A 22,730-nucleotide genomic window follows, 5' to 3' on the forward strand; every position below is an offset into this window, starting at 1 on the left:
GAATTTTCCGTGCCTATAACCGGTAAAAGTTATGGCCCGTTATTGCTTCAATATTTTAAAAAAACCGAAAAAGCCTGTTTGATTGACGGGCTTTTTTCTATGAAATTTTTTGTTGGACGATAAACACTATGTCGACGGATTAATCGTCAGCCCGAATAAAGTCGCCGGTACGGCGGTCCATAATCCATAATTCGCCTGTCGCAATATCGAACCACGCTCCATGGAGAGCAAGCTTTCCTTGATCTTCTCGCCGTTTTATCCATGGGAAGGTACGCAAATTATTTATGGAATAGCGGATGGAAATGCGCTCCAATGCTGTTTGACGTTCACTTGACGTCATCAATGTATTGGTTGCAACAGCTTCGGCAGCCGGCGTCAAAAGCCCCATCCACTTACCGATAAAATCGACAGAAGAAAGCGGCTTGCCATCAAGATCAAGTGCACTCCTGATTCCTCCGCAACGGGCATGACCGAGTACAACAATGTTTTTGACTTTTAATGACTGGACAGCAAACTCCAACGCTGCCGATGTTGCATGATATTCTTTATCGGGATGAAATGGCGGAACAAGATTGGCCACATTGCGCATAACAAATATTTCACCGGGATCGGTATCGAAAATTGTCTCGGGCGCAGCGCGTGAATCGCAGCAGGCTATAACCATTGTCTCAGGTTTTTGGCCTTCATAAGCCAATTGCTTATAGCGCTCGCGTTCCTGAACAAGCCGCGTGTTCATGAACACATGATAGCCTTTTAAAAGCTTTTCGGGAAAATCTAACATAAAATGATCACTTGACAATTACTTGGGCAGCTTTCGCGTATTCCACGCTTTTTATTTGTTTTTTGCCACTTCCGCCATATCTTTGAGATAACGCAGCGTAACGCGCTCTTCGAGCGTGCCAAGACGATGAAGCCCGCTTTCAAGCATCAGTTCATAACCATTGTGCCTGGTTGTTTCCATGAGCATAGTGTAAACAGAAGCGGTAGCAAAGCGAAGGGCTTCTTCTTCATTTTCCCCATCAAGAATACGGGCAAGAAAAAGTGCAGCCGTCAGATCACCCAAGCCGTTGACCGGATCTTTCACCAAAGGGTGTTCGGCAAGCAGAATGGATTTATCTGTTACAAGCAGATTGCCGGTAGCATTTTTTAAAAGTGGCCATGCAGAAGTGACAAGAGTTGTTTTGCAACCCGTTTTTCGTGCGGCTTCAATAATCTCGTGATTGGTCTCAAGTTTTTTCGATACAATCCACTCGAGTTCCGAGCGATTGGGTTTCAAAATATCGGCAAGCGGCAACAGTTGTTCGACTGTTTCTTTGGCAATGTCTTCCCCGACATAAAGCCCGCCTTCGTCCCCCAGAACAGGATCGCAAAAATAGATTAGATTCGGGTTTTTCTGCTTGAGCGTTTTGATGAGATCGGCGGTAATTTTGATTTGTTCGGCACTTCCGAAATAACCGGTCATAACGGCTGCAATCTCTCCCACCCACTTCGAGCGGATAATATCATCAGCCCACGCCTTGAAATCCGCAACCGGAACAATGAGACGATGGGATGGCCCATGGCGTGGTTGCCATGTCATACTGACGGTCAGCATATCCCATACAGCATATCCCATTTGTTCAAGAGCATTGACACTCACGCGCGTTCCAACCGAACCGCGAATAACGTGGCTTGAAATAACAAGAACAGATTTTCCAGAATTGCTCATCAACAATGCCTTTTTCATAAAACAAGTTATTATTTAAAACCTGTTGCCCCTCCTCACAAGTGCGAAAGTGATGATTGATGCCAACAATATTCTGCCCGATAGAACCGGAGTGAAATCCTTGGGCAAGTTAAAGACACGTCTTAAATAGCATTAGTCGAGTGTCGTCGGATTTATTCGTTTCTTTTTCACAAACTATTGTTTTTTAATTGAAAAAATAATTTCAAATAAAATTTTCAAGCTCATTTTAAAACGAATAATTCCGGTTTAAAGCGCGAAAGCTGTGAAGAAAACTCGTCTTCAATGATAACGAATTTTTGCGGCTTAAATGCACCTGTCAAAAATCTTAAAATTCAAATCGGATTGACGTGACCGATTTTGAAAAAGCCTAATCGGACTTCTCCGTTTTTCACTGATAGTTGCAGCACGGGATCTCCTTTGTCGTTTTTTGGCATGGCGCTTAACGCAAAAAAGATTGTTTTGAGATTGTCGGCCTGAGAAGGAAATGCATTGCGTGCTGTTTGTAACAGCTTGTTCTGGTCAATGATCGTGATATCCAGTTTTGCATTGAGATAACCGTCATCGTTAAACGAAAATGGTCCTGCAACGGTCATCGCCCCACCTGATGCAAATTGCACGGTCGACGGCTTCAAATTGCCTTTATGTCCGCGCAACCGTTCGACAAGATTATTTGCCCTTTCATCCGCCTCGAAAAGTGAAAAAGCCTCCTCGAGTAACCATTTGATATCCCCGCTCATTTCCGGCATTGGTGTATTTTCATGCGGAATTTTCAATGGCAGATTAAGTTCTTCGAAAGTCAGTCGTCCATCGAGATTACTGTTCAGTCCATGGGCGTCAAGTCGCAAGAATTTCGCGGTCGCTTTGTTAAACATGCCACGGGGGTCGACACCGAGTTCGATATTTTCCGTTCGCAAACTCAAGGCATCGGGAATAGTCCGGCTGATATCCGTTTCGAGCTTCATATCGCTCCACTTGGCGCCAATTGGGACAAAACCCGGCAATTCGAGAGAAACGGGCGCAGCGAGTGATAGTTCAAGCCAGTGTGGTGCATAAATGGGCGCACCGGCGATTATTTTTTCACTCGAAAACGCAAAGCCTTTCATCAATTGTTGTAAATTGACCTTATCACAGGAAACACCAATTCTGAGCGGATAGCCTATTTTATGCATGTTTTCACATGAAGCGACGAACCCGTTTTCATTATAGGCTGACAATTGCTCGAAGACGCGTCTTTCGACTTTTTGCGCCAGATAATACCAGATGACCGAATAAAGGATAATGATCAGAACAACTATAAAAATGCTCCATTTGAGACATTTATGATTGACTGATTTGGACTGGGACACAAAGTCGGATGAGGTCATCTTTCGGTTTTCTCGCATTTTCCACAAAGACCGGTGCACTGATCATAGAGAATAAAGCTTTATATCTCCATAGACATTTATGCTTTTTTTAGTGCATATATCAAATCCATGGAAAAGTGCATGAAATGAGGATGAGCGACAAATGCACGACTTTTGGGTATTCGGCTATGGCTCGTTGATGTGGAATCCCGGCTTTCACTATGATTTTATGTCGCCCGCCCGACTTTACGGCTATCATCGTTCTTTATGTATCTATTCCAACCACTATCGTGGAACCGTCGAAAATCCTGGCCTTGTTCTGGGGTTAGACCGCGGTGGGTGTTGTGACGGGCTGGCATTTCATGTTCCGGTAGAAGACACAAAAAAAACCTACGATTACCTGATTGAACGTGAACAGGTAAACAGTGTCTATATCGAAAAACTGAAACCTATCCACCTGAAAGATGGACGCATCGTCAACGGACTATTTTTTGTTGCCGATCAATCACACGAACAATATGCTAAAAAAATGGATCAGGAAAATATGGCGATGATTATCCGTCAAAGTCATGGGCTTGCCGGCTCCAACATTGATTACGTGGTCAATACTGCAGCAAGTTTAAGAAAAATGGGCATTCCCGACAAGTCTTTGGAAAAGCTTGCAAAACTTCTTCAGGACTGATCGCTTCCAATAATCAACAACCTTTAAAACTGCATCGGATATTACCGGTCAGGACTGGAGGGTTTTTTGCGGCTTGCCAAACATTTTGACAAGTGCCTGTTCAATCCAGCGGCGCAACGCCGGATCATAGACAAAACGTCCTTCGAGTTGCGATTTTGCACATTGGGCACCTTTCAACTCTAACCGTTCGGCACCATGCACCACCCAACGCTGCATCATTGCACGTGTCAATTCGGAATGGAATTGCAAACCCCACGCATTGTCACCATAACGGAAGGCTTGAGTAGGATAGGTGTTCCCCTTGGCCAGAAGTTCCGCACCTTGCGGCAAATCGTAAATGCCTTCGCTATGGAAATGATAAACCATTTTCGGCCAATCCATAACACGCTTGCCAGATCCGGTCGCTTCGATCGGATACCAGCCGATTTCGACTTCACCATCGCTACGTGGTTTGACCACCCCACCAAGATTTCTGGCCAGCAATTGCGCTCCAAGACAAATTCCGAGAAATGGTTTATTTTCTTTAAGCGCAACCGATATCCAGTCCATCTCGCGATTGATAAAGGGTTCATTGTCATTAGCGCTCATCGGGCCACCGAAAATGATTGCACCCGCATAATCTTTCAATGTTGTCGGAAGACAATCCCCCAATACCGGCCGATAAATGCTGAGTTCAAACCCGTTTTTTTGCAAGATTTGGCCGATGCGTCCGGTACTTGAAGAGGCCTGATGCAAGACAACCGCTATTTTTTGCTTTTTCTCTTCCGTGGAAGATTTTTCGTCCGCCAATGACATTTTATTTCAACGACCTATTTATTTAATGGCGGGCTTTTCGGCATTTCCAAAACCTGTTTTCTCTGTGCCGCCATTTTTTTCAATTCCAAACGATTCTTACGATCAACACCGATCATTTCGGCTATTCGCCAGATCAGCGTATCTTCCAATTCGTAAATATAACCATCGGCATAAGCAATTTCCCACAATAATCCAATAAAGTTGATACATTCTTCTTTTGTAAGATGGCGTTTTAATGTCGAGGTAAATTTGAAAATATCAAGACTGTCACGATTGGCCGCTTTGCCAGCTTCAATCAGAGCTTTTACCTCCGGTCCGGCAAGTTCGAATTCGTGGGAGACAATGTCATAGAGGACTTTTTTCTCGACACCCTGTTCCTGACCATCAGCATCAACAATGTGAAAAGCCAAGGCGATCGCCGCCACGCGAGGATCATCTTCGCCAAACTCGGGACCGGTTTGTCCGAGTGATTGTAAAAAGTCTGCAAATTTCTGTAATATCAATCTCTGTCCTCGCCATTCAGATTAAATTAGACGTTCGAAATCACAGACTATCCTGAACACATATTAAGTGTTTGACCCGTCTTTTCATCAAGCTTTAAAAAGCCTACCCCTATAGTCCTGATAAACCCTTTAACGACCAATTATTCGCAATAAATTTGCAAACTATTGCCCAATTTCCAATGTTTTTTAAACATTATTTTTTGCGTACGCCCGGATCATCAACATTAATCCTTGTGACATCGACAGGAATATCCGGTTTTGACGGGTCAACGGCATCAACAACAACAACCGGTTTGGTATGAAAGATTTGTGTTGCTTTGCTATTGTCTTCTCGGTCTTTTATCATTGTTGAAGTGCTGTCGGTTTTCGTTGTGTTGCCATGATCTGTACCGGCAGTTTTTTTGCTTTTTACCGGCATTTGTTCGATCGTAGCGGGAATGACTTCATCAGGACTTAAAGTCAATCCGGGAGTGCGTGAGGGAGCCTGCCAATGCACAGCATCCAATTTGCCGCTGATCGGCGAGACCGGTTGCCATTTGTTAAAAGTTTTGCCATCTGCCATCCAAACCGGATCACGATCGGCACGCACCGCCAGCGACAACCATTGACGAACCCGCCCCTGATCACCGCTTTGCGCTTCTTCAATATCGGCAAGCAAAAGATAGGCACTCTCGCGGGGTGCAATCTTCACCGCTTTTTCTGCCTGTTCGCGCGCAAGCTGAAGTTCGCCTGCATCGAAAGCCGAGCGCGCAACAATGAAGCATGATTCAAAGCTTTGCGGATTTTTTTGCGCAAGAACTTTTGCTTTTTTCAAGCGGTCGACGGCACGCTCTTCGCCATTCAAATAAAGGCTTGCGAGATCGGCATGGGGTGACTTTTTCCATAAATTTTCAATGAGCCTGTCAGCTTTACCGGTTTCGTGCTGACGATAGAGAATATCGGCTGCCACAAGTGTCGCAGGCACAAAAGACGGGTCGAGCTTTTGGGCTTTCAGTGCGGTTTTGCGCGCGTCATCAGGGTAATATTCGAACATATCTCTCGCCTGACCTGTCAAAAGAACCACCCGCTTATGTGTGAGTTTCTTGTTGGACCGTTCGGCGCGTGGCAAAGATTTAACTTCCCGATCAAAAAGCTCGAGCGCCTTGTCCCATGAGCCTTCGGCGCATAACCGGTCAAGCATTGCCTGATTGGCCCAATTTACAGATGGCGCTATCAAACTTGCTTTTTCAGCATATTGACCGGCGGCTTCATACGCACCCGATCTCATCGCTTCACGATAAAGCCCGTGGAGCCCCGCCAATTGTGTTTTCGGAGATTTGCTCATCTCTTCATAAACGCGAAGTGCATTGGGAACATCATTTTCAATAAGCAATGTTTTTGCTTCGAGAAATTTGGCGAGAGGTTCATTTTCGCTATCAAGATAACGGGCAACACGTTTATTCATCCGTTTGGCCGTATCGACATCGCCGGAGAGAACTGCCAAAAGTCCGCTTGACAATGCATCACGACCTTTTTTCTGCCGTTGTTCCTCGAAGTGACGGGAAAGTTTGCGCGGCGCTGAAAAAACCGATTTCAGGACAAAGAGCAAAAGCAAAACGACGACAACAAGAAGAACAAAAGCAATCACTGCTGTCAAAACAGAAACAGTGACCCGGCTTGAGCCGAAGTCCATAACCAGATCGCCGGGATTATTGGCAAGCCAGGCAAAACCGGCTCCAAGAATTGCTATCACAAGAACGTAAAAGAGGACGCGAACCATTTTTCTTCATACTCCTCTAATTCAAGTCTTGTGGCGTGGACGGAAACATAAGGCTGTTCAATATCTCCGATAAAACCGCATCGGCATCACGCCTTATTTTCAACTTCGAGATAAAACCGGATGAAACATCCTTGGCACTTTGTGGCAGGTTTTGCCATTCGCTCAAAGCACGTTCATTGTCCCCTTTCTTGATTGCTACTTCCATTCTCGCAGCAATTGCGCCGGCGCTATTTCCCTCGACATTGCCGACAGGGCGGGAGGTGACGAGACCTTTTGCGCCAGCCCATAATTTTTCACCAAAACCTGCATCATCTGCCGGTTGATTGTCTGTTTTCGAAATCTGGTCGGCAACCCGCGCGAAATCGTCTGAAAGCTCGGCCTGATTGGGGACACCTTTGTCGGCATATTGCTTGAGATCATCTAGGACTGTCAAATCGGGAGCAATATTTTGAAGGAGGCCAAGTTCGTTTGCAAAGGAACCACCGCGATCAATAGCATTTTTAAGCGCATTCGCCGCCGTTATTGCAGCAACATCCTTGCCCTGAACGGGCGTTTTGAGCGCAGTTTCTATCTCTTCTACCTGCTTCTTCAATTGATCTATATTTTGAGCATTTCCTTGAGCGAGATCGAGAGCCTTAACCGATTTTTCCGAAATCGCGGGAAGAGTTTGCAACCGGTTTTGAATGTCGGTAAATTTGTTTGTCAGAATTTCGGCTGCCTGCGGATTGGCGTTATCGCTGACGGAAGAATTGACAACATTGTTCAATGTTTCAACATTATCAATCACACCGGACAATTGCTCGCCCATAGAATTTGTTTTACTGTCAAGCTCGCTGACATGAGCCACAACGTTATCAAGGGCCTGCCGATCGGCAGAAGAAAGCTCTGCTGTTACAGTGGCGCCATCCACCGCATTCTGTTTGAGGCTCGCAATTGCCTTTTCAAGATTTGCTAATTTGCTTTGCGTGGAACGATCCTGTTCTGAAAAACCTGGCAACAAACCGCTCCATTGCAAGCCTGCTCCGATGATAAGAGCGATGACACCTCCGGCAACACCCGAAACAAAGTGGCTGAGGCTGCTCCCCCCTTTTGTTCCACTCACGCTTTCTTGTGCGGACAATGGTGAGCCATTATTATTCTTTCCACCTTTATGGGAGGTCTGGTCACTTGCCATTTTTACCCCACTTTTTTCTCTATCAGCTGCCTCTGCAGTTTTCGCATCCGCAGGCTTTAATCCTGCGTCTTCACCGGCAGATTTTTTGTTTTCGGTCTTAACCTCGGGCGAGATTTTAGCACTGGAGGTTTTGTCACTCTGCCCTCGCGCTTCTGTCACGGAACTTTTCTGATTAGTGCCAATAACCACAGGTTCGGCTTCCGGAATACCGGTCTTTTCTGCGCCAAGTGTCTTTTCTGCGTGAAGAGTCTTTTCTGCATGAAGATCGACCAATGGGGGCTTACGGGCTTTCCCTGAATGTTGAGATTTCGCCTTTGGTTTTTGAGGCTCTGCCATAGCTCCTCGCTTTCCTTGTTTAATCCGTGACCAGAATACCGGCGTGAAATGAAAGAATGGTTTATATCATTCGAAAAGGGTAAAAACAGTTTTAAGCCAATATTGCCTTCACCCCATCCAACATCGCATCTTCATTCGGTTCATATGCTATAACTATTGCATTCAAAAATGTTTTTGGAACAGCATTTGCTATGCGCGTCGAAAGACATAAAAATACTGTTGAGTGTTTAATATAGCTGCTAATTTGCGCAAGACCAGCGGCAGCCATAGCTGAATAGAGCATAACGATATCGATTTTTTGCGGAATCTTCAGTTTTTGTTCGTCGTCAAGCTTTATCGGTATTGTATCATATAGTTCAATCGTCTCGAAATATTTGTATTTCTGGTGCAATTGTTCTTCAAGATCGGGCCGACGCACATGACCGGCAAGATAAAGAATGCGATCGCCTGATGCTCTTTCTATTTTGTGTGCAAGTGTTTTCGCATTGGGTGCGGCAAAGACGATATCGGAAAAACCGGCTTTTTTTGCTGCCTCTGCTGTATGTTTTCCAACGACATAGAGCGGTTTCTCGCGCAATTTTTCAATAAGGTCTAAATTTCCATATAAAAATGCCGATTCACTTGTTGCAATAACTGCATCACAGGAAAAATCCTGCCGGAGAACCGGTAATTGAACGGTTTTCGACAAAGACAAAATATACGGAGATAACTTCAAATGACGCAAATGCTCCGCGGTTCGCGTTGCTCCGGGTTCAGGGCGCGTCACCAGAATGACCATAAAGGAAAACTCCCTCTCTTTAAAACGAACGGTGGAATTCAAGCTTTATCGCTTTTCTTCAAGACTTCACAGATTCTATTTGATAGAACTGGCTATTTGGTAAAACCGGTTTTAAAGTTGTGCTTTCAATAATAGCGAAAAAAGATAAAACTGACAATAAAAGGCCTTGCCAACAATGAGGGTAAAGCCCCTTGGCGACAGATCGAACCTTGCCTGAAATGGCTTATGGAAAGGAACTTGAGGCACAAAATGCGTGTTTTGGGAATTGAAACGAGTTGTGATGAAACGGCTGCCGCTATCGTCGAACGCGACGAGGGTGATAAAGCCCATATCGTAAGCAATATCGTTTGGAGCCAGATTGAAGACCACGTTCCTTATGGTGGTGTTGTTCCTGAAATTGCCGCACGCGCCCATGTTGAAATTCTGGACGGGCTCGTCAAACGCGCCCTTGAAGAATCAAAACTGGAACTCGAGGATATTGATGCCATTGCCGCAACAGGTGGCCCCGGACTGATCGGCGGATTGATTGTCGGTTTGATGACGGCAAAAGCACTGGCGCTTGCCGCAAACAAGCCATTTATCGCCATCAATCATCTGGAAGGCCATGCGCTGACGGCAAAACTCACCAATAATCTTGACTATCCCTATCTTCTGCTTCTTGTTTCAGGCGGTCACACACAGGTTATTCTGGTCAACGGATTGGGAGATTACAAACGCCTTGGCACAACAATTGACGATGCATTGGGGGAAGCTTTCGATAAAACGGCAAAGCTTCTTGGCCTTCCCTATCCCGGCGGGCCGATTATCGAAAAACTGGCCGCTCAAGGCGATAATCAAAGAATTGAACTGCCAAGACCATTGAAAGGTGAAAAACGGCTCGATTTCTCGTTTTCCGGCCTTAAAACCGCAGTACGACAAGCCGCTATGGAAATGGCACCTTTAAGCGACAAGGATATTGCCGATATTGCCGCCTCTTTCGAACTTGCCGTGACCGATACATTGAGCGACCGCGTCGAACGTTCGCTTGCTGTTTTCAAAAACGAATATCCTGATAAAGAGGCTTCTCTTGTTGTTGCGGGTGGTGTTGCATCAAACAAAGCCATTCGCAATTCATTGCAGAAATTGTGCAACGCACATGGATTCAGATTCATCGCACCGCCAATCGGACTTTGCACCGACAATGCCGCCATGATTGCTTATGCCGGACTTCAACATTTTATTCATGGTGACCGTTCATCCTTCGATATTGCGCCGCGTTCGCGCTGGCCACTTGATGAACAGTCATCACCATTGATCGGTGCCGGACGACGGGGAGCCAAAGCTTGAACAAAACGGGTAAAAAAATTGCTGTCATGGGAAGCGGTGCGTGGGGGACAGCGCTTGCCGTTCTTTCTCATAATCTCGGGCATGATGTCGCACTTTACGGGCGCAATCGTGAAACCGTCGAACAAATCAATAACAATCATATCAACCCGTATTATCTGCCGGATGTGGTTTTACCGTCGGGACTTTTAGCCACAACCGATGCAGCTTATGCACTCGGCGGTGCCGATTTTGTTCTTGCTGTCATTCCGGCTCAGGTTTTTGCATCCGCATTGAACAGTTTTGCCCGCTTTATTCCTGAAAAAGCCCCGATTATTCTTTGTGCAAAAGGCATAGAGCAGAAAACCGGACGCTTCATGTCCGACATTGTTTCGGATATTTTACCAAATCATCATATGGCAACACTTTCCGGCCCGAGTTTTGCCGAAGATGTTGCCCGTGGCCTGCCAACAGCCGTAACAATTGCCGCAAAAAACATCGACCTATCCAAAGAAATTGCCAATCTGTTTTCGGGACCGGTTTTTCGTTGTTATGCGAGTGATGATATTGTCGGCGTAGAAATTGGCGGCTCGTTAAAAAATGTTCTTGCTATTGCCGCCGGTGCTGCAGCAGGACGTGGCCTTGGTGCCAGTGCACAAGCCGCTCTTGTAACACGTGGTTTTGCTGAATTGCGCCGCATTGGAAAAGCCATGGGTGCGAGAGCCGAAACCATGACCGGCCTTTCCGTTTTGGGAGATCTTATCCTTACCTGTTCATCAGCAAAATCGCGCAATTTCACTTATGGTTTTGCACTGGGCCAAGAAAAATCGACCGATGGTTTGAAATTGGCGGAAGGTGTTGCCACCGCCCCCGGTGCTGCCGACCTTTGCCACAAAAAAAATATCGTTGCACCGGTTATTGATGCCGTTGCCGATTTGCTTGACAGACGTATCACCATTGACGAAGCTGTCACTGCGCTTATTACCCGCCCTTTGAAATCGGAGGATTAGACAATGCTCTATGCCATTATCTGCAATGATAAAAAAGACCATTTGCATATTCGTCTCGACATACGCCCGAAACATCTCGACTATCTGAAAAGCCTTGGCAAAACCCTTAAATTTGCAGGCCCCTTTCTTGATGATAACGACAAGCCCAACGGCACTTTGATCGTTGTGGAAGCAAAATCACTCGAAGAAGCCAAGGGCTATGCTCAAAACGACCCTTATGCAAAAGCCGGACTCTTCAGTGATATGAAAATCCGTCGGTGGCGCTGGGGTGTCAATAATCCCGAGGAAGTCTGAAATGGCTTATTGGTTATTCAAATCCGAGCCATTCAAATGGTCGTGGGACATGCAAAAAAACAAAGGTGCCGAAGGCGAACAGTGGGACGGTGTGCGCAATTATCAGGCTCGCAACAATATGCGGGCTATGAAAATTGGTGACAAGGGTTTCTTTTACCACTCCAATGAAGGACTGGAAATCGTTGGAATCGTTGAAGTTTGCAAAACTGCGCATCACGATTCGACAACCGATGACCCGCGTTGGGAATGTGTCGATATCCGCGCTGTTTGCGATATGCCGAAACCTGTTACTTTGAAAGCCGTCAAAGCCAATCCGAAGCTTGCCAATATGTCTTTGGTGACCTCCATGCGCCTTTCGGTACAGCCTGTGCGCGAAGATGAATGGCAAGAAGTCTGCCGGATGGGTGGACTTTCACCGGCTCCCTGAAAATTTTGGCAGGGGTTGATAATTTCGACAAAATATTTAATTCGCGACTGCGATGAATAAAAAAACATTCATTCTCGAAAACACCTCTCCGCTTGCCTGTCTCAACATCCCGTCGATAAAACTTTATCAGGCCGATGAAGTCCACAAACTCTGGCACATGACCGAAGCCGAGATGGGCAAAATAGATCTTCCTCCACCCTTCTGGGCTTTTCCATGGGCAGGTGGCGAGGCATTGGCGCTCTATATTCTGGAAAACCCTGAAATAGTGAGGGGCAAAAAAGTGCTCGATTTTGCTTCCGGCTCGGGACTGGTTGGCATTGCTGCAAAACAGGCGGGCGCTTTATCGGTTCTTTCCAATGATATTGATGCTTTTGCATGTGAAGCAATTCGGCTTAATGCCCGCCTCAACAATGTGTCCGTGACGATCGAGAATGACAATCTTGTCAATAAAGGCGGGGCGTTACAAAACGCTTTCGATGTTATCCTTGCCGGTGATGTCTTTTATGACAAAATAATGAGTGAAACTGTCATTGACTGGTTTCAACATTTCGACCCGTCAAAAACTGTTATACTTGTCGGTGATCCTGCACGCGCTTATCTTCCGGTAAAATTGCTGGAAAGAAAAGCAACGTTCAAGCTTCGTGTTTCCAAAGCAATCGAAGATAATGACTGCAAGCAAGTAACAATCTGGCAAATAACAAAGTGCCAATCCGGCAAATAATCATTCGGGCAATCATTACCGGTTTTTGGTCGGTTCTTGGCAGGTTTTTGCGCTATTTTTTGCGAATTTCGCTCAAAAAACCGGTTCTATAATAAATTTTTTGAATTTATTTAATGCTGCATTTACCGCTTACCCCTTAGAACCCGTCCACCTAATCACTATATTATAGGTGCTATCCGTCATAATTTTGATTTCATCCTTTTTGATAATGACCTGTCGGGGAGAACAAGAGGGATGGGCAAATGAACTTAGGACGGAAATGAAGAGGTATGAACAGATATGTGGTTGATGCGCATTATCCGGGCTGTTCTTTCGCTCGCTATTACATTGGGCGTTATTATTGTTGTGATGAACAATGCTAACAGCCAAAGCTTGAATGCACTATCGCCGGTTTGTCCTGTGGTTCTTCAAAGTTCCTGTCTTTAAAATATTATAACAGGCCAGAGACAGGAAACGCGAGACGACATCAGTTTGCTTTTTGGTGCCCAATCAGAAGAACAATCGCCGGAAATAAAATAACACGCATTCAAGGGCTGATATCATCATCCGGACTTATGAATAACGGCAAAGACCCTGCTTTCGTTCGATATAAGAAAACCCGAGATTTTTAGGGGAAGTTTAATTTTTTTAATATTATGATATGGTAAATGGGATTGGTCCGAGTTCAATTTTTCTCAAAATGAAATTCGGCCAAGTGAACAATTGGGATTTGGTGAGTGCCTGCTCATCCGGAGCTTAGTGAATGAAAATTGGAACCGCACTTCTTGCTTCTTTTTTCCTTACAGCAACTTTTTTAAGTGGTTGCCAGCAATCATCAAATTTGCCGCAAATCGGCAAAGCAACACAGGAATTGCCCAAAAAATTGCAAGACAAGATGGCCGCCAAGAATATGGAAAAATATTCGCCTATTCTTGTTAGAGTTTTCAAGGAAGAAAGTGTCGTCGAGATTTGGAAGCAGACACGCACCGGAAAATATGACCTCATTTCCACTTATAATATATGCAAATGGTCAGGAAAACTTGGACCGAAATATATGGAAGGTGACAGGCAGGCACCGGAAGGTTTTTACACAATTCGTCCAAGCCAGATGAATCCGAATTCGAACTATTATCTCGCTTTCAATATCGGCTTTCCCAATGCCTATGATCAGGTAAACGGCCGCACCGGTCAGCATTTGATGGTTCATGGAGCATGTTCTTCATCCGGCTGCTATTCTATGAGCGACGAAAACATTGCGCAGATCTATGCTTTCGGGCGGGATTCTTTCAAAGGTGGTCAGCGCGAATTCCAGCTTGAAGCCTTTCCGTTCCGTATGACTGCCGAAAATATGGCTCGTTATCGCAATGACCCGAACTATAAATTCTGGACAATGCTTAAAGAAGGCTATGATATTTTTGAAGTAACAAAACGCCCGCCGAAGGTAGACGTTTGTGAAAAACGCTATGTCTTCAACCGCAATACCGACGGGAAAGCTTTGACACCGGCTGGCATGTGCCCTGCTGCGGCGCCCGATTCATCGTTGCAAACAGCTTTTGCCTCATATCAAAAGAAATATGATGATGCCTTTTCATCTGCCCGTGAAAAGAAAATGAAAGCACCGGCACCGACAATTCAAGGTGTGGAAGAGGCTTCTCTTGTTGCCGATTGGAGCCGCAAACGTGCTGCTGGCGTTCAGGTTTCCCGCGAGCCGCCGTCATTGACACCGGCATCGAAAGAAACACCTGATGCGCCGGATATAGTAAAAGAAAATGCGGTTGCATCAAAAGCTGCCAACCCGGCCGAGAAAACGGCAAGCACCGTTATCCCCACTCCGAAGCCCGAAGCCGCCGGTCAATCGCTTGCCGAAGAAGAGGCGCAAAATTCCGGAGCACCGGTCACACCGGCAGCCAATGAGCCACAGGAAAAGAAAACTCTCTGGAAATTATTTGGTGGCTGAAAAAAGTTTTATCTATGACTTGCGCGGGCTCAAATGCCCGCTCGTTCTTTTAAAGACAAGAAAAAAGCAATCCACATTACCGGATGATATGACGCTCGTTATATTGAGCGATGATCCTTTGGCACCTCTGGATATTGCCAATTATTGCCGCCAGAATAATTACGGCTTTGAAAAAAGCATCAAAAACGGCATTCATCACCTTATTATCATACCACACGGAAAATCCTGAAAACCGGTACCTCTTCAAAAGAGAAAAAGAGTAATTTCTTTGCCCGCTTCTTGAAGGCGAGCCATTCTGCTCATTCCGATAGCCTCACGACAGTCCGGCTTTATCCCGTGGCAGGTAATTTTTCTTTTGTGCTACGCCCTGAAATTCCGTTTATCCGCAAATGACGCTACGCGCTTTTATCGGAATTGCGGACAGCGTCTATTTGATTTTCCTGCTTTTTACCTCGCGTCAAACCTTTCCGGCACGGGCAATGTTTCGTTTGCTTGGAGAGCTTCCGGTCAAAAATTGGTAACGCCTATAACAACATCAACCACGCTATTTTCCATTATCAGTTTTTAAAAAGGGGTAACCATTCGACATCGCGTTTCATGGCGCCGCATTTCGTGACGCCCCATTTTCATGAAAAAAAATTAAAACATAGACTGGCCAAAACCGGAGGGCCAGTTGAATGGGATCAGAAATCTTTGGCGAAAAACGCCAGACTAGAATTTAAACCCCGGTATTGCGAGCGGATTATCTGTCATTGCGGCGCGATCAGCCTTATCAAGCACAGGTTTTCCCAAAAAAGCGTCGAACATTTCACGCACTGTCGTTTCATCTATCCCGTCGGTAATCATAACAAGCCGTGTTTCATGACGGCCTTCCGGCCATTTGGACAGGCGAACCGGAGGATGGAATAAGGTCTGGACACCGTGAATGACAACCGGACGTGACGGATCTTCCTCAAGTTCGACAATGCCTTTCATGCGCAGCATTTTCGCCCCGTGATTGGCGCGCAAAAGATCTATAAAAGCTTCCAGCGCAAAATAGGGAATGGGTTTGTCATGCGTGAGAGAAAAAGCATGAATCGTATCGGAATGGCGATTGACATCATGATGGTGATGATGATGCTCGTGGTCTTCTTCTTTACCAAGCCAGTTTTTGATATCCGGCGCTTTCTTGCTCAAATCGAAAACGCCGATATTGACGAGCGCCGATGGTGGGCAATGGGCAGCATCGGAATAGAGAATTTCAGCTGTGGGACTAAGTTTGCCGAGCTCGCTCATCAATGGTTCGAGAGATTTTTTATCTTTTATAAGATCGGTTTTGGTGAGAACAATCCGATCGGCAAATGCAACCTGATTGCGTGCTTCTTTATGTCGTGCCAGAGTTTCCAGACCATTGACCGCATCGACAGTGGTAATAACCCCGTCTATGACAAATGCCTGAACCATTGCCGGATGGCCTAACAAAGCTTGCAGAATGGGTGCCGGATCGGCAAGACCGGTTGTTTCAATAACCACATGCTTCAAACGTTTGATAAGACCTGTTTGAAGCCGGTCGACGAGACTTGCGAGACTATCGACAAGCTGGCCGCGCATCGTACAGCAAAGGCAGCCATTGGATAATTCGATAACGCCGTCATCGGCTTGTTCAACGAGAAGGTTATCAATTCCTACCTCGCCAAATTCATTGACAATAACGGCTGTATCGGTAAGCAGCGGGTCTTTGAGAACGCGGTTAAGCAATGTGGTTTTTCCCGACCCCAGAAAACCGGTAAAAATTGTAACAGCGATACGGTTCATCGAATTCGTCATTGCGCATCCATTGATTGGGGACGAGGGGTGGGAACCGGAATTTTCCATGCCGGTATTTCACCCGGTTTTGCAGGCGCCGGTGCCGAAATCAGCCGCACTTGCAACGGCGTTACATTAAGCGGTTGAGCCGAAATATAAGGTGAGTCAAAAATGACTTTTCCTTTTTCATCGCGATGTTGCATACGTGCTTTCCATGCGTCGTCATTGCATATTCTGTCTTTGATATCGCTCACCTGTGTGAGTTTCGTTCCATAAGGCTGCAAAGTTGCAAGTGTCTTTTGTGACGAGCCTTGATTGGCAAAACCGTCATTCAAAAGTTTGGCGGCGAGCGCTTCACGTTGATCAATCCGATCGGCACCAAGAACAACGGCTATGATAGTGCGTTTGTTGCGGGTCGCCGATGCAACAAGATTAAATCCGGATGCGCAGATGAAACCGGTTTTCATGCCATCGGCGCCGGAAAAACGACCAATCAGATTATTCGAATTTTGTTCAACTTTGCGTCCGCCCCCGAAATCGATCGCAGGAATAGAAAAATAATGGGCATATTGCGGAAACTCCCGACGGATCTGTACCGCCAGAACGGCAAGGTCACGGGCTGTTGAATAATTGTCCGGATTGGGAAGGCCATTGGCATTGGCAAAATGTGTTCCGAACATACCAAGACGCTGGGCTTCTGCATTCATACGAACAACAAAAGCTTGTTCCGAGCCACCCACCGTTTCGGCAATTGCCGTTGCAAGATCATTGGTGGATTTTACCAGAGTGATCGACAAGGCTGTGTCGAGATCAAGAACGGAACCGGGCTTATATCCCGAATGGCTGGGCGGAAGTTTTGCAGCCGCGGCACTTACAGTTACCCTTGTTTCGGGCGTAACGTCACCATTATGAAGAGCACGGAAAGTGACATAGGCTGTCATCATCTTTGTGAGTGAAGCAGGATACCATCGGTCGAATGCATCATTTTGAGCAAGGATACGGCCGGTTGCAACATCAACGGATATATAAGGGTTGGCCTTAACAGACGTCAGGCTTATAAAAAACATTACAAAAAGGGTGGATATACCCAATATCTTATGCATATCAAATGATCCAAATCGGACTTGTCTTTTTGTTTGCGGTTCCTTCAGAACCTGTCTCTTACCAATCGAGTGATAAAGCTTCCTCACTTTATAGCTTAAAAAATTCAAAATCGCATAAAAATATAACCGATAACATATAAGTTGATACGAAAAACCCTAACCGAATTGGAATTAAAAAACGATTTGCCTGTGAAAAAATGTTTTTTTGCCGATCATGATGCATGCTCTATAGAAATATAGTATATATTGGTTAAACTACAGCTCCAAGAATATTGAAGCGGAGTGGGTTAGTTCTTATCTGGGTATCAGGGCATAAGTCCGAATTGAAGAGGGAAGGAAACAGATATGTATGAACGTATTCTTGTAGCAACGGATGGTTCAGAACTTGCTGACCGTGGCGTTGATGCAGCCGTCGAGCTTGCTAAAAAAACCGGTGGCGAGCTTTTCGTTGTAACTGTCACAAGTTTAATGCCATCTTACGGCATTGTTGTTGGCGCCGAATGGGCTTCAAGCCCGGGAGCCTTTGACGAATTCCGTAAAGAAATGGAAGACGGTGCCCGCAAAATTCTTGAGGGAGCACTCAACAAAGCAGAAAAGCAAGGGGTTAAAGCCAAAGGCGTTCATGCAGAAAATCAACTTGCTGCTGCCGGCATTGTCGACGCGGCAAATGAACATAACGCCGATCTTATTATTATTGCCTCGCATGGGCGTCGCGGTGTTAACCGGCTCATTCTTGGCAGTCAGGCTTCGGAAGTTCTGGCAATGAGTGAACGTCCGGTCATGGTGATCAAATAATTATTTCATTCAACGTGCTATTAAAAGCGGACTTTACGTCCGCTTTTTTTATGAAACATATATTTTCCTATTAATTTTTTCCCGATGAATTTTGTTTTTTAACGATTTCCGTCCATCACATCCGGCAAAGCTCTGCGTAGACGGCTCGCAATCAAATACGCGAGAACAATTTTTACCATATCTCCGGGAATAAAAATAAGATCCCCTAAAAAAGCTTTGGAAAAATCAATTCCGCCAATAAATACGAGACCGATAATGCCGAAGAGGTGATTAATACAAAAAACGCCGACCATCATGATCAGTATTTCTTTTGCGGGTGTCAGGCTGTTGCGAAAGAGCGAATAGAAATAGCCGATAAAGCCTGCTGTAAAAGGAAAACTGATGAGATACCCGCTTGTGGGCGCAAAAAATACCGATATGCCGCCACGCCCGCCGGATAAAAGCGGGAGCCCCGCTGCAACCAGTATCAGAAACAGAAGACAGGCGGCAAAACCCCTTTTTGCGCCCAGAATTGCACCGGACAGGATAATTCCTAAAAGTTGGGCTGTTATAGGTACCGGTATGACAGGCACCGGAATGGCCGGAAATAATCCCAAAACAGCTATAAAAGCCGCCAAAAGTGCCACTGCTACAATATCACGAACAGACATTTTCTCCCCCGCTCAATTTTTCCCGTTTTTATTGTTCACATCTTCATCAAAACAACGTGCCTCGATTGCGGCTGCAACATCGGCCTGAACTTTAAGACTTCTTATCAGAACCGGCATAATGACTGCAAATACACTTTTTTCCAACCCCCGCGCTTTTTGTGCCTCGCGCACTTCTTGAGAAATATCGGAAAACACTGCAATAAATCGTAAAGTCAGCGAAAGCCCTAGCGATATTTTTGCCGGATTAACGCCGAAAACCCGCATAAATGAAAACAGTTTTTCAAAACAGGCCATCATTTTGGAAAACGGCGTCGTCAAGGTTACCAGTGTTGCAAGCAGAAGAAGACTTGATAGCCTTATGACAATAAGCGCGGCACTTTCAAAATTCACCGAAAAATATTGGACGATGAATAGAGCAACAAGAAGCCACGAAATTTTCTTAAGTTCTAAAACGGGTTTGAAAAATGGAAATCCGGCAAGAACAAAAAGAAACCAGACGACAATGAGAGAAACAATCGCCAATGGAAGCGACGCAAAATAAAAAAGCCCGATGCTCACGAAAAAAACAATAAAAAGCTTCAACCCTGCCGGAAGCCGATGAACAAATGTCGTCCCATAGCTCGGATCGGTCATGCCATCTTCTCCACATAATAGCTGATCGATTTTTCCGGTATGTCGTCAAAGACGACTTTACCATGATCGATGACAATAGCCCGATCGAAGTTTTCGAGCATTTCAAGATCGTGAGAGACGACAATGACCTGTTGGGAAAGTCCGAAAATTGTTTCTGTCATTTTACGCTTGTTGGAAAGGTCAAGCTGCGTAGTGGGTTCATCAAAAACGATGACTTCCGGCTCCATGACAATAACACCGCAAAGTGCAACCAATTGCCTTTGGCCACCACTCAAACTTTGCACAGACTGTAACCGCGCAGCTCGAAGGCTGAAGCGGTCAAGCACATAGTCGATCCGTCGCGCGATTTCGGCTTTTTCAACCCCGATATTTTTCAAACCGAAAGCAAGGTCTTCTTCAACAACCGGCATGACAATCTGGTTATCGGGATTTTGAAAGACAAACCCCACTTTGCGACGGATTTCTTTGCCATATTTGCGACTATCAAGCGAATCCACCAGCACTTCACCCGATGTCGGCAATCGCAAACCGTTGAGCAATCGCACAAAAGTACTTTTGCCTGAACCATTGGCTCCGATAATAGCAATCCGTTTCTCGGAAAGTTTCAAATTCAAATTATCGAGTATCTTATGGCCGCCCGCCTCGACACAAACATTTCTAAGCTCAATCATTGCAAATGAATTCCCGATTATAAAGGATTTTTCCCTACTGATTGGACCGGAACAACCGGAGATACGAAGCCTAGTTACGGGTTGGCCCTGTCCAGTCAATGCCCAACTCTTTCAGTCTTTTGACTGCTGTCGGTGGCATAGCCGGAGGATTCGGATCAAGCGCGGCTTTCACGAGCAGTTCGTCACAAGCACTTTCGGTATCTTTTATCAAACGTGGTAAAAATTCGCGTTTATTAAGGTTCGCTTCAATAGGTGGCAATACACGGACACGGATTTTTCCCGGATAACGGCGGAAATTGCCGCGTGGCCAATAAAGTCCGGCATTGTGGGCAATGGGCACAACCGGCAAACCGAGTTCATTATAAATGGCAACAATGCCAGGTTTATAAGCGGGTTCTGCTCCCGGTTGACGGCGCGTACCTTCCGGAAAAATCAGAATCTGGCGACCTTCTGCCGCTTTTTCTTTGGCTCCTGTCAGAACCGCCTTCATGGCTTTCAAAGGTGAACCGCGATCAATAGGAATAATGCCGGTTTTCAACATATACCAGCCGAAGATCGGTATCCACGTCAATTCGCGCTTCATAATAAGCGAGGGGTCATCAAGAAAAGGAACAAGACCGAACGTTTCCCATGCCGATTGATGTTTGGGCGCAATGATATAGGCACCCTTTGGCAGGTTCTCGAGCCCTTCGATTTCAAAATCCGTTCCGGCAATATGTTTTTGCAGAAATAAATTTACCCGCGCCCATGTTTTGGGAACAATCCATGCTTTTTTGCGCGGGAGGAAAAAATAGAACGGCGCATACAAAATCATCTGGACAAAAGTTGTCACATAGAATGCTGCCGTAAACAGGATTGACCGGATTGCAAGAACCATAATGTTTCCATTTCAAGCTATTCAAATCAATCTTGCTTATAGAGCAAAATCTTTCAAGAAAACACCTCAATAAAAAACGGCCCGTAGGCCGTTTTCAAATTTGTTTGCAATTTTCACACTTTATTATTTCGTGCGAACCTTGGCGACATCTGCCGCAGTGACTGCCGGAGCATCATTGGTCCAGCTCGAACGCAAGAAATTGGCAAGTGCTGCAACTTCGTCGTCATTCATGCGCCAGCCAAAGCCCGGCATTGCAAGATCGGCAGGACGTTTTTCGGTTGATGGCATACGCGAACCGTTAACGATCACGCGTAGCAACCCGCTTGCATCCTTCGCATTGACGATTTTTGCACCGTCAAGTTCAGGGAACACGCCTTTCGCACCTTTGCCGTTTACAAAGTGACAAGCATTGCAATTGTCCATGTAAAGGCGGGCACCAAGTGCCATATCCGGTTTTGCTTCAGTCAACATATCTGTTGTCTTTTTCGGATCGCGTACCTGTTTTGGTGCGTCACCTTGAAGAGCAATATGTTTGAGATATGCAACAATTGAATCAAGATCGTCTTCGGTTGCAAATTGCATTGATTCTTCGACAACGAGCTTCATCGGACCGACAACAGCGGAATGGCTGTTACGACCTGTCTGCAAATAGGTCTTCAAATCATCTGCAGTCCAATTTGTAACGGACGAATTCGGGCTGCGCAAATTCGGCCCATAGAAGCCGTCAATTGTTTCACCGGTCAGGAATTTGTTGCTATCGCTATTCGTACCCGATTGGCGGAACATGAAATCACGCGGCGTATGGCAAGCGCCACAGTGGCCCAAGCTTTCAATAAGATAGGCACCGCGATCAAGTTTCGCATCGTTGAAACGTGGTTCGAAACCACCTTTGCCGGAAATGGCAAAAATGTTCCAAAGACGGATTCCCCAACGCTGGTTGAACGGAAATGACAGATTGGTTTCCTTGACCTTGGCACTAACCGGTTTTACGCCATGCATGAAATAATCATAAAGCGCAACAATGTCGGGTTCGCTGATCTTGCGATAGTTTTCGTAAGGCATTGCCGGATAAAGAAGCTCGCCATTCTTACCGATACCATCACGCAAAGCATCACGGAATTGGTCAAGCGTCATATTCTTTATACCGTTTTCATCCGGTGTGATGTTGGATGAATAGATAATGCCGAACGGGCTCTTGACTTCGCGACCACCCGCATAAGGTTGACCACCGGGTGCGGTATGGCAGGCTGCACAATCGGCCATTCTGGCGAGATATTCACCCCGTCCCTGTTCCGGTTTGAAGTCCGGAGAAAGAGCTTCTGTCGGGCCGGTTCGTTTGATTGGCACAAACATGATTGCCAGAATGACAATGATTGCAAGGATTACCAATCCAATAATAATTTGTACTAAACGTTTCATCGGATGTTTCT

The 22,730-nt window shown here is 45.8% G+C and carries 24 protein-coding genes; 9 read left to right on the plus strand and 15 right to left on the minus strand.

What is annotated here, in order from left to right; genetic code table 11:
* Positions 1-139: 139 nt before the first annotated feature.
* The 3 genes from H3S82_RS00945 to H3S82_RS00955 all read right to left on the minus strand — a co-directional run bounded on the left by H3S82_RS00945 (position 140) and on the right by H3S82_RS00955 (position 3,090).
* Positions 140-781 (minus strand): carbonic anhydrase, encoded by a 642-nt coding sequence (locus H3S82_RS00945; RefSeq protein WP_077973215.1) that lies wholly within the window; start codon positions 779-781, stop codon positions 140-142.
* A gap of 51 nt (positions 782-832) precedes the next feature.
* Positions 833-1,708 carry a pyridoxal kinase gene (pdxY, locus tag H3S82_RS00950; RefSeq protein ID WP_198233092.1) on the minus strand — a complete coding sequence of 292 codons (876 nt, stop codon included), beginning with the start codon at positions 1,706-1,708 and terminating at the stop codon, positions 833-835.
* A 350-nt stretch (positions 1,709-2,058) separates the two neighbouring features.
* On the minus strand, positions 2,059-3,090 hold the full coding sequence (locus tag H3S82_RS00955) for a DUF2125 domain-containing protein (RefSeq protein ID WP_198237082.1): 1,032 nt from the start codon (positions 3,088-3,090) through the stop codon (positions 2,059-2,061).
* 142 nt (positions 3,091-3,232) lie between these two features.
* Between H3S82_RS00955 and H3S82_RS00960 the strand changes: the two genes are divergently transcribed.
* Positions 3,233-3,751, plus strand: a complete 519-nt coding sequence (locus H3S82_RS00960) for a gamma-glutamylcyclotransferase (protein ID WP_078040212.1) — start codon at positions 3,233-3,235, stop codon at positions 3,749-3,751.
* Between the two features lie 48 nt (positions 3,752-3,799).
* On the opposite strand, the gene H3S82_RS00965 is transcribed toward H3S82_RS00960, so the two are convergent.
* From H3S82_RS00965 to H3S82_RS00985, 5 genes are all read right to left on the minus strand, one after another.
* Complete coding sequence (locus tag H3S82_RS00965) at positions 3,800-4,546, minus strand: glutamine amidotransferase (protein WP_198233090.1); 747 nt, start codon at positions 4,544-4,546, stop codon at positions 3,800-3,802.
* A 14-nt stretch (positions 4,547-4,560) separates the two neighbouring features.
* Complete coding sequence (locus tag H3S82_RS00970; RefSeq protein ID WP_077973225.1) at positions 4,561-5,049, minus strand: TerB family tellurite resistance protein; 489 nt, start codon at positions 5,047-5,049, stop codon at positions 4,561-4,563.
* 193 nt (positions 5,050-5,242) lie between these two features.
* The gene (locus tag H3S82_RS00975) at positions 5,243-6,808 is read right to left on the minus strand and encodes a heme biosynthesis protein HemY (RefSeq protein WP_198237083.1); all 1,566 of its coding nucleotides are present in this window, start codon (positions 6,806-6,808) and stop codon (positions 5,243-5,245) included.
* 16 nt (positions 6,809-6,824) lie between these two features.
* Positions 6,825-8,318 carry a COG4223 family protein gene (locus H3S82_RS00980; protein ID WP_198233087.1) on the minus strand — a complete coding sequence of 498 codons (1,494 nt, stop codon included), beginning with the start codon at positions 8,316-8,318 and terminating at the stop codon, positions 6,825-6,827.
* Positions 8,319-8,409: 91 nt separating this feature from the next.
* Positions 8,410-9,096, minus strand: coding sequence for a uroporphyrinogen-III synthase (locus tag H3S82_RS00985; RefSeq protein WP_198233086.1), 687 nt, complete (start codon positions 9,094-9,096; stop codon positions 8,410-8,412).
* Between the two features lie 249 nt (positions 9,097-9,345).
* Here H3S82_RS00985 and tsaD point away from each other — a divergent pair, with 249 nt between their 5' ends.
* The 7 genes from tsaD (at position 9,346) to H3S82_RS01020 (ending at position 15,015) form a co-directional block, all read left to right on the plus strand.
* The gene (tsaD, locus tag H3S82_RS00990; RefSeq protein ID WP_198233085.1) at positions 9,346-10,422 is read left to right on the plus strand and encodes a tRNA (adenosine(37)-N6)-threonylcarbamoyltransferase complex transferase subunit TsaD; all 1,077 of its coding nucleotides are present in this window, start codon (positions 9,346-9,348) and stop codon (positions 10,420-10,422) included.
* Positions 10,419-11,408, plus strand: coding sequence for an NAD(P)H-dependent glycerol-3-phosphate dehydrogenase (locus H3S82_RS00995; protein WP_255519353.1), 990 nt, complete (start codon positions 10,419-10,421; stop codon positions 11,406-11,408). Before tsaD ends, H3S82_RS00995 begins: the two co-directional genes overlap by 4 nt.
* A 3-nt stretch (positions 11,409-11,411) precedes the next feature.
* Positions 11,412-11,702 (plus strand): YciI-like protein, encoded by a 291-nt coding sequence (locus H3S82_RS01000; RefSeq protein ID WP_198233084.1) that lies wholly within the window; start codon positions 11,412-11,414, stop codon positions 11,700-11,702.
* 1 nt (position 11,703) lies between these two features.
* On the plus strand, positions 11,704-12,129 hold the full coding sequence (locus tag H3S82_RS01005; RefSeq protein ID WP_077973236.1) for an EVE domain-containing protein: 426 nt from the start codon (positions 11,704-11,706) through the stop codon (positions 12,127-12,129).
* Positions 12,130-12,181: 52 nt separating this feature from the next.
* The gene (locus tag H3S82_RS01010; RefSeq protein WP_078040220.1) at positions 12,182-12,850 is read left to right on the plus strand and encodes a methyltransferase; all 669 of its coding nucleotides are present in this window, start codon (positions 12,182-12,184) and stop codon (positions 12,848-12,850) included.
* A gap of 742 nt (positions 12,851-13,592) precedes the next feature.
* On the plus strand, positions 13,593-14,786 hold the full coding sequence (locus H3S82_RS01015; RefSeq protein ID WP_198233083.1) for a murein L,D-transpeptidase family protein: 1,194 nt from the start codon (positions 13,593-13,595) through the stop codon (positions 14,784-14,786).
* Positions 14,779-15,015: a sulfurtransferase TusA family protein gene (locus H3S82_RS01020; protein ID WP_369459076.1), complete on the plus strand. Its 237-nt coding sequence runs from the start codon at positions 14,779-14,781 to the stop codon at positions 15,013-15,015. The genes H3S82_RS01015 and H3S82_RS01020 overlap by 8 nt, the downstream gene beginning before the upstream one ends.
* A gap of 482 nt (positions 15,016-15,497) precedes the next feature.
* Here H3S82_RS01020 and H3S82_RS01025 read toward each other — a convergent pair whose 3' ends face one another.
* Positions 15,498-16,592: a GTP-binding protein gene (locus H3S82_RS01025; RefSeq protein ID WP_246785219.1), complete on the minus strand. Its 1,095-nt coding sequence runs from the start codon at positions 16,590-16,592 to the stop codon at positions 15,498-15,500.
* Positions 16,589-17,674: a D-alanyl-D-alanine carboxypeptidase family protein gene (locus tag H3S82_RS01030; RefSeq protein WP_198233081.1), complete on the minus strand. Its 1,086-nt coding sequence runs from the start codon at positions 17,672-17,674 to the stop codon at positions 16,589-16,591. The genes H3S82_RS01025 and H3S82_RS01030 overlap by 4 nt, the downstream gene beginning before the upstream one ends.
* 345 nt (positions 17,675-18,019) lie before the next feature.
* Between H3S82_RS01030 and H3S82_RS01035 the strand changes: the two genes are divergently transcribed.
* Positions 18,020-18,469 (plus strand): universal stress protein, encoded by a 450-nt coding sequence (locus H3S82_RS01035; protein ID WP_077973253.1) that lies wholly within the window; start codon positions 18,020-18,022, stop codon positions 18,467-18,469.
* Positions 18,470-18,567: 98 nt separating this feature from the next.
* On the opposite strand, the gene H3S82_RS01040 is transcribed toward H3S82_RS01035, so the two are convergent.
* The 5 genes from H3S82_RS01040 to H3S82_RS01060 form a co-directional block, all read right to left on the minus strand.
* Complete coding sequence (locus tag H3S82_RS01040) at positions 18,568-19,119, minus strand: biotin transporter BioY (protein ID WP_198225590.1); 552 nt, start codon at positions 19,117-19,119, stop codon at positions 18,568-18,570.
* Positions 19,120-19,131: 12 nt separating this feature from the next.
* Positions 19,132-19,752, minus strand: coding sequence for an energy-coupling factor transporter transmembrane protein EcfT (locus tag H3S82_RS01045; protein WP_198233080.1), 621 nt, complete (start codon positions 19,750-19,752; stop codon positions 19,132-19,134).
* Positions 19,749-20,423: an energy-coupling factor ABC transporter ATP-binding protein gene (locus H3S82_RS01050; RefSeq protein WP_198233079.1), complete on the minus strand. Its 675-nt coding sequence runs from the start codon at positions 20,421-20,423 to the stop codon at positions 19,749-19,751. The genes H3S82_RS01045 and H3S82_RS01050 overlap by 4 nt, the downstream gene beginning before the upstream one ends.
* A gap of 70 nt (positions 20,424-20,493) precedes the next feature.
* Entirely contained in the window at positions 20,494-21,300 is an 807-nt protein-coding gene (locus H3S82_RS01055) for a 1-acyl-sn-glycerol-3-phosphate acyltransferase (protein ID WP_198233078.1), read from the minus strand.
* 123 nt (positions 21,301-21,423) lie between these two features.
* Positions 21,424-22,719 carry a cytochrome c gene (locus H3S82_RS01060; protein WP_198233077.1) on the minus strand — a complete coding sequence of 432 codons (1,296 nt, stop codon included), beginning with the start codon at positions 22,717-22,719 and terminating at the stop codon, positions 21,424-21,426.
* Between the last annotated feature and the right edge of the window lie 11 nt (positions 22,720-22,730).

The sequence above is a fragment of the Bartonella sp. M0192 genome, assembly GCF_016102305.1.
In the GTDB taxonomy this organism is placed as follows: Bacteria; Pseudomonadota; Alphaproteobacteria; order Rhizobiales; family Rhizobiaceae; genus Bartonella; species Bartonella apihabitans.

Bases quoted from the DNA above. Each gene is read 5' to 3' on its own strand.
- H3S82_RS00945 (WP_077973215.1), bottom strand. From the start codon at position 781: ATGTTAGATTTTCCCGAAAAGCTTTTAAAAGGCTATCATGTGTTCATG.
- pdxY (WP_198233092.1), bottom strand. From the start codon at position 1,708: ATGAGCAATTCTGGAAAATCTGTTCTTGTTATTTCAAGCCACGTTATT.
- H3S82_RS00955 (WP_198237082.1), bottom strand. From the start codon at position 3,090: ATGACCTCATCCGACTTTGTGTCCCAGTCCAAATCAGTCAATCATAAA.
- H3S82_RS00960 (WP_078040212.1), top strand. From the start codon at position 3,233: ATGCACGACTTTTGGGTATTCGGCTATGGCTCGTTGATGTGGAATCCC.
- H3S82_RS00965 (WP_198233090.1), bottom strand. From the start codon at position 4,546: ATGTCATTGGCGGACGAAAAATCTTCCACGGAAGAGAAAAAGCAAAAA.
- H3S82_RS00975 (WP_198237083.1), bottom strand. From the start codon at position 6,808: ATGGTTCGCGTCCTCTTTTACGTTCTTGTGATAGCAATTCTTGGAGCC.
- H3S82_RS00980 (WP_198233087.1), bottom strand. From the start codon at position 8,318: ATGGCAGAGCCTCAAAAACCAAAGGCGAAATCTCAACATTCAGGGAAA.
- H3S82_RS00985 (WP_198233086.1), bottom strand. From the start codon at position 9,096: ATGGTCATTCTGGTGACGCGCCCTGAACCCGGAGCAACGCGAACCGCG.
- tsaD (WP_198233085.1), top strand. From the start codon at position 9,346: ATGCGTGTTTTGGGAATTGAAACGAGTTGTGATGAAACGGCTGCCGCT.
- H3S82_RS01000 (WP_198233084.1), top strand. From the start codon at position 11,412: ATGCTCTATGCCATTATCTGCAATGATAAAAAAGACCATTTGCATATT.
- H3S82_RS01005 (WP_077973236.1), top strand. From the start codon at position 11,704: ATGGCTTATTGGTTATTCAAATCCGAGCCATTCAAATGGTCGTGGGAC.
- H3S82_RS01010 (WP_078040220.1), top strand. From the start codon at position 12,182: ATGAATAAAAAAACATTCATTCTCGAAAACACCTCTCCGCTTGCCTGT.
- H3S82_RS01015 (WP_198233083.1), top strand. From the start codon at position 13,593: ATGAAAATTGGAACCGCACTTCTTGCTTCTTTTTTCCTTACAGCAACT.
- H3S82_RS01025 (WP_246785219.1), bottom strand. From the start codon at position 16,592: ATGACGAATTCGATGAACCGTATCGCTGTTACAATTTTTACCGGTTTT.
- H3S82_RS01030 (WP_198233081.1), bottom strand. From the start codon at position 17,674: ATGCATAAGATATTGGGTATATCCACCCTTTTTGTAATGTTTTTTATA.
- H3S82_RS01035 (WP_077973253.1), top strand. From the start codon at position 18,020: ATGTATGAACGTATTCTTGTAGCAACGGATGGTTCAGAACTTGCTGAC.
- H3S82_RS01040 (WP_198225590.1), bottom strand. From the start codon at position 19,119: ATGTCTGTTCGTGATATTGTAGCAGTGGCACTTTTGGCGGCTTTTATA.
- H3S82_RS01045 (WP_198233080.1), bottom strand. From the start codon at position 19,752: ATGACCGATCCGAGCTATGGGACGACATTTGTTCATCGGCTTCCGGCA.
- H3S82_RS01050 (WP_198233079.1), bottom strand. From the start codon at position 20,423: ATGATTGAGCTTAGAAATGTTTGTGTCGAGGCGGGCGGCCATAAGATA.
- H3S82_RS01055 (WP_198233078.1), bottom strand. From the start codon at position 21,300: ATGGTTCTTGCAATCCGGTCAATCCTGTTTACGGCAGCATTCTATGTG.
- H3S82_RS01060 (WP_198233077.1), bottom strand. From the start codon at position 22,719: ATGAAACGTTTAGTACAAATTATTATTGGATTGGTAATCCTTGCAATC.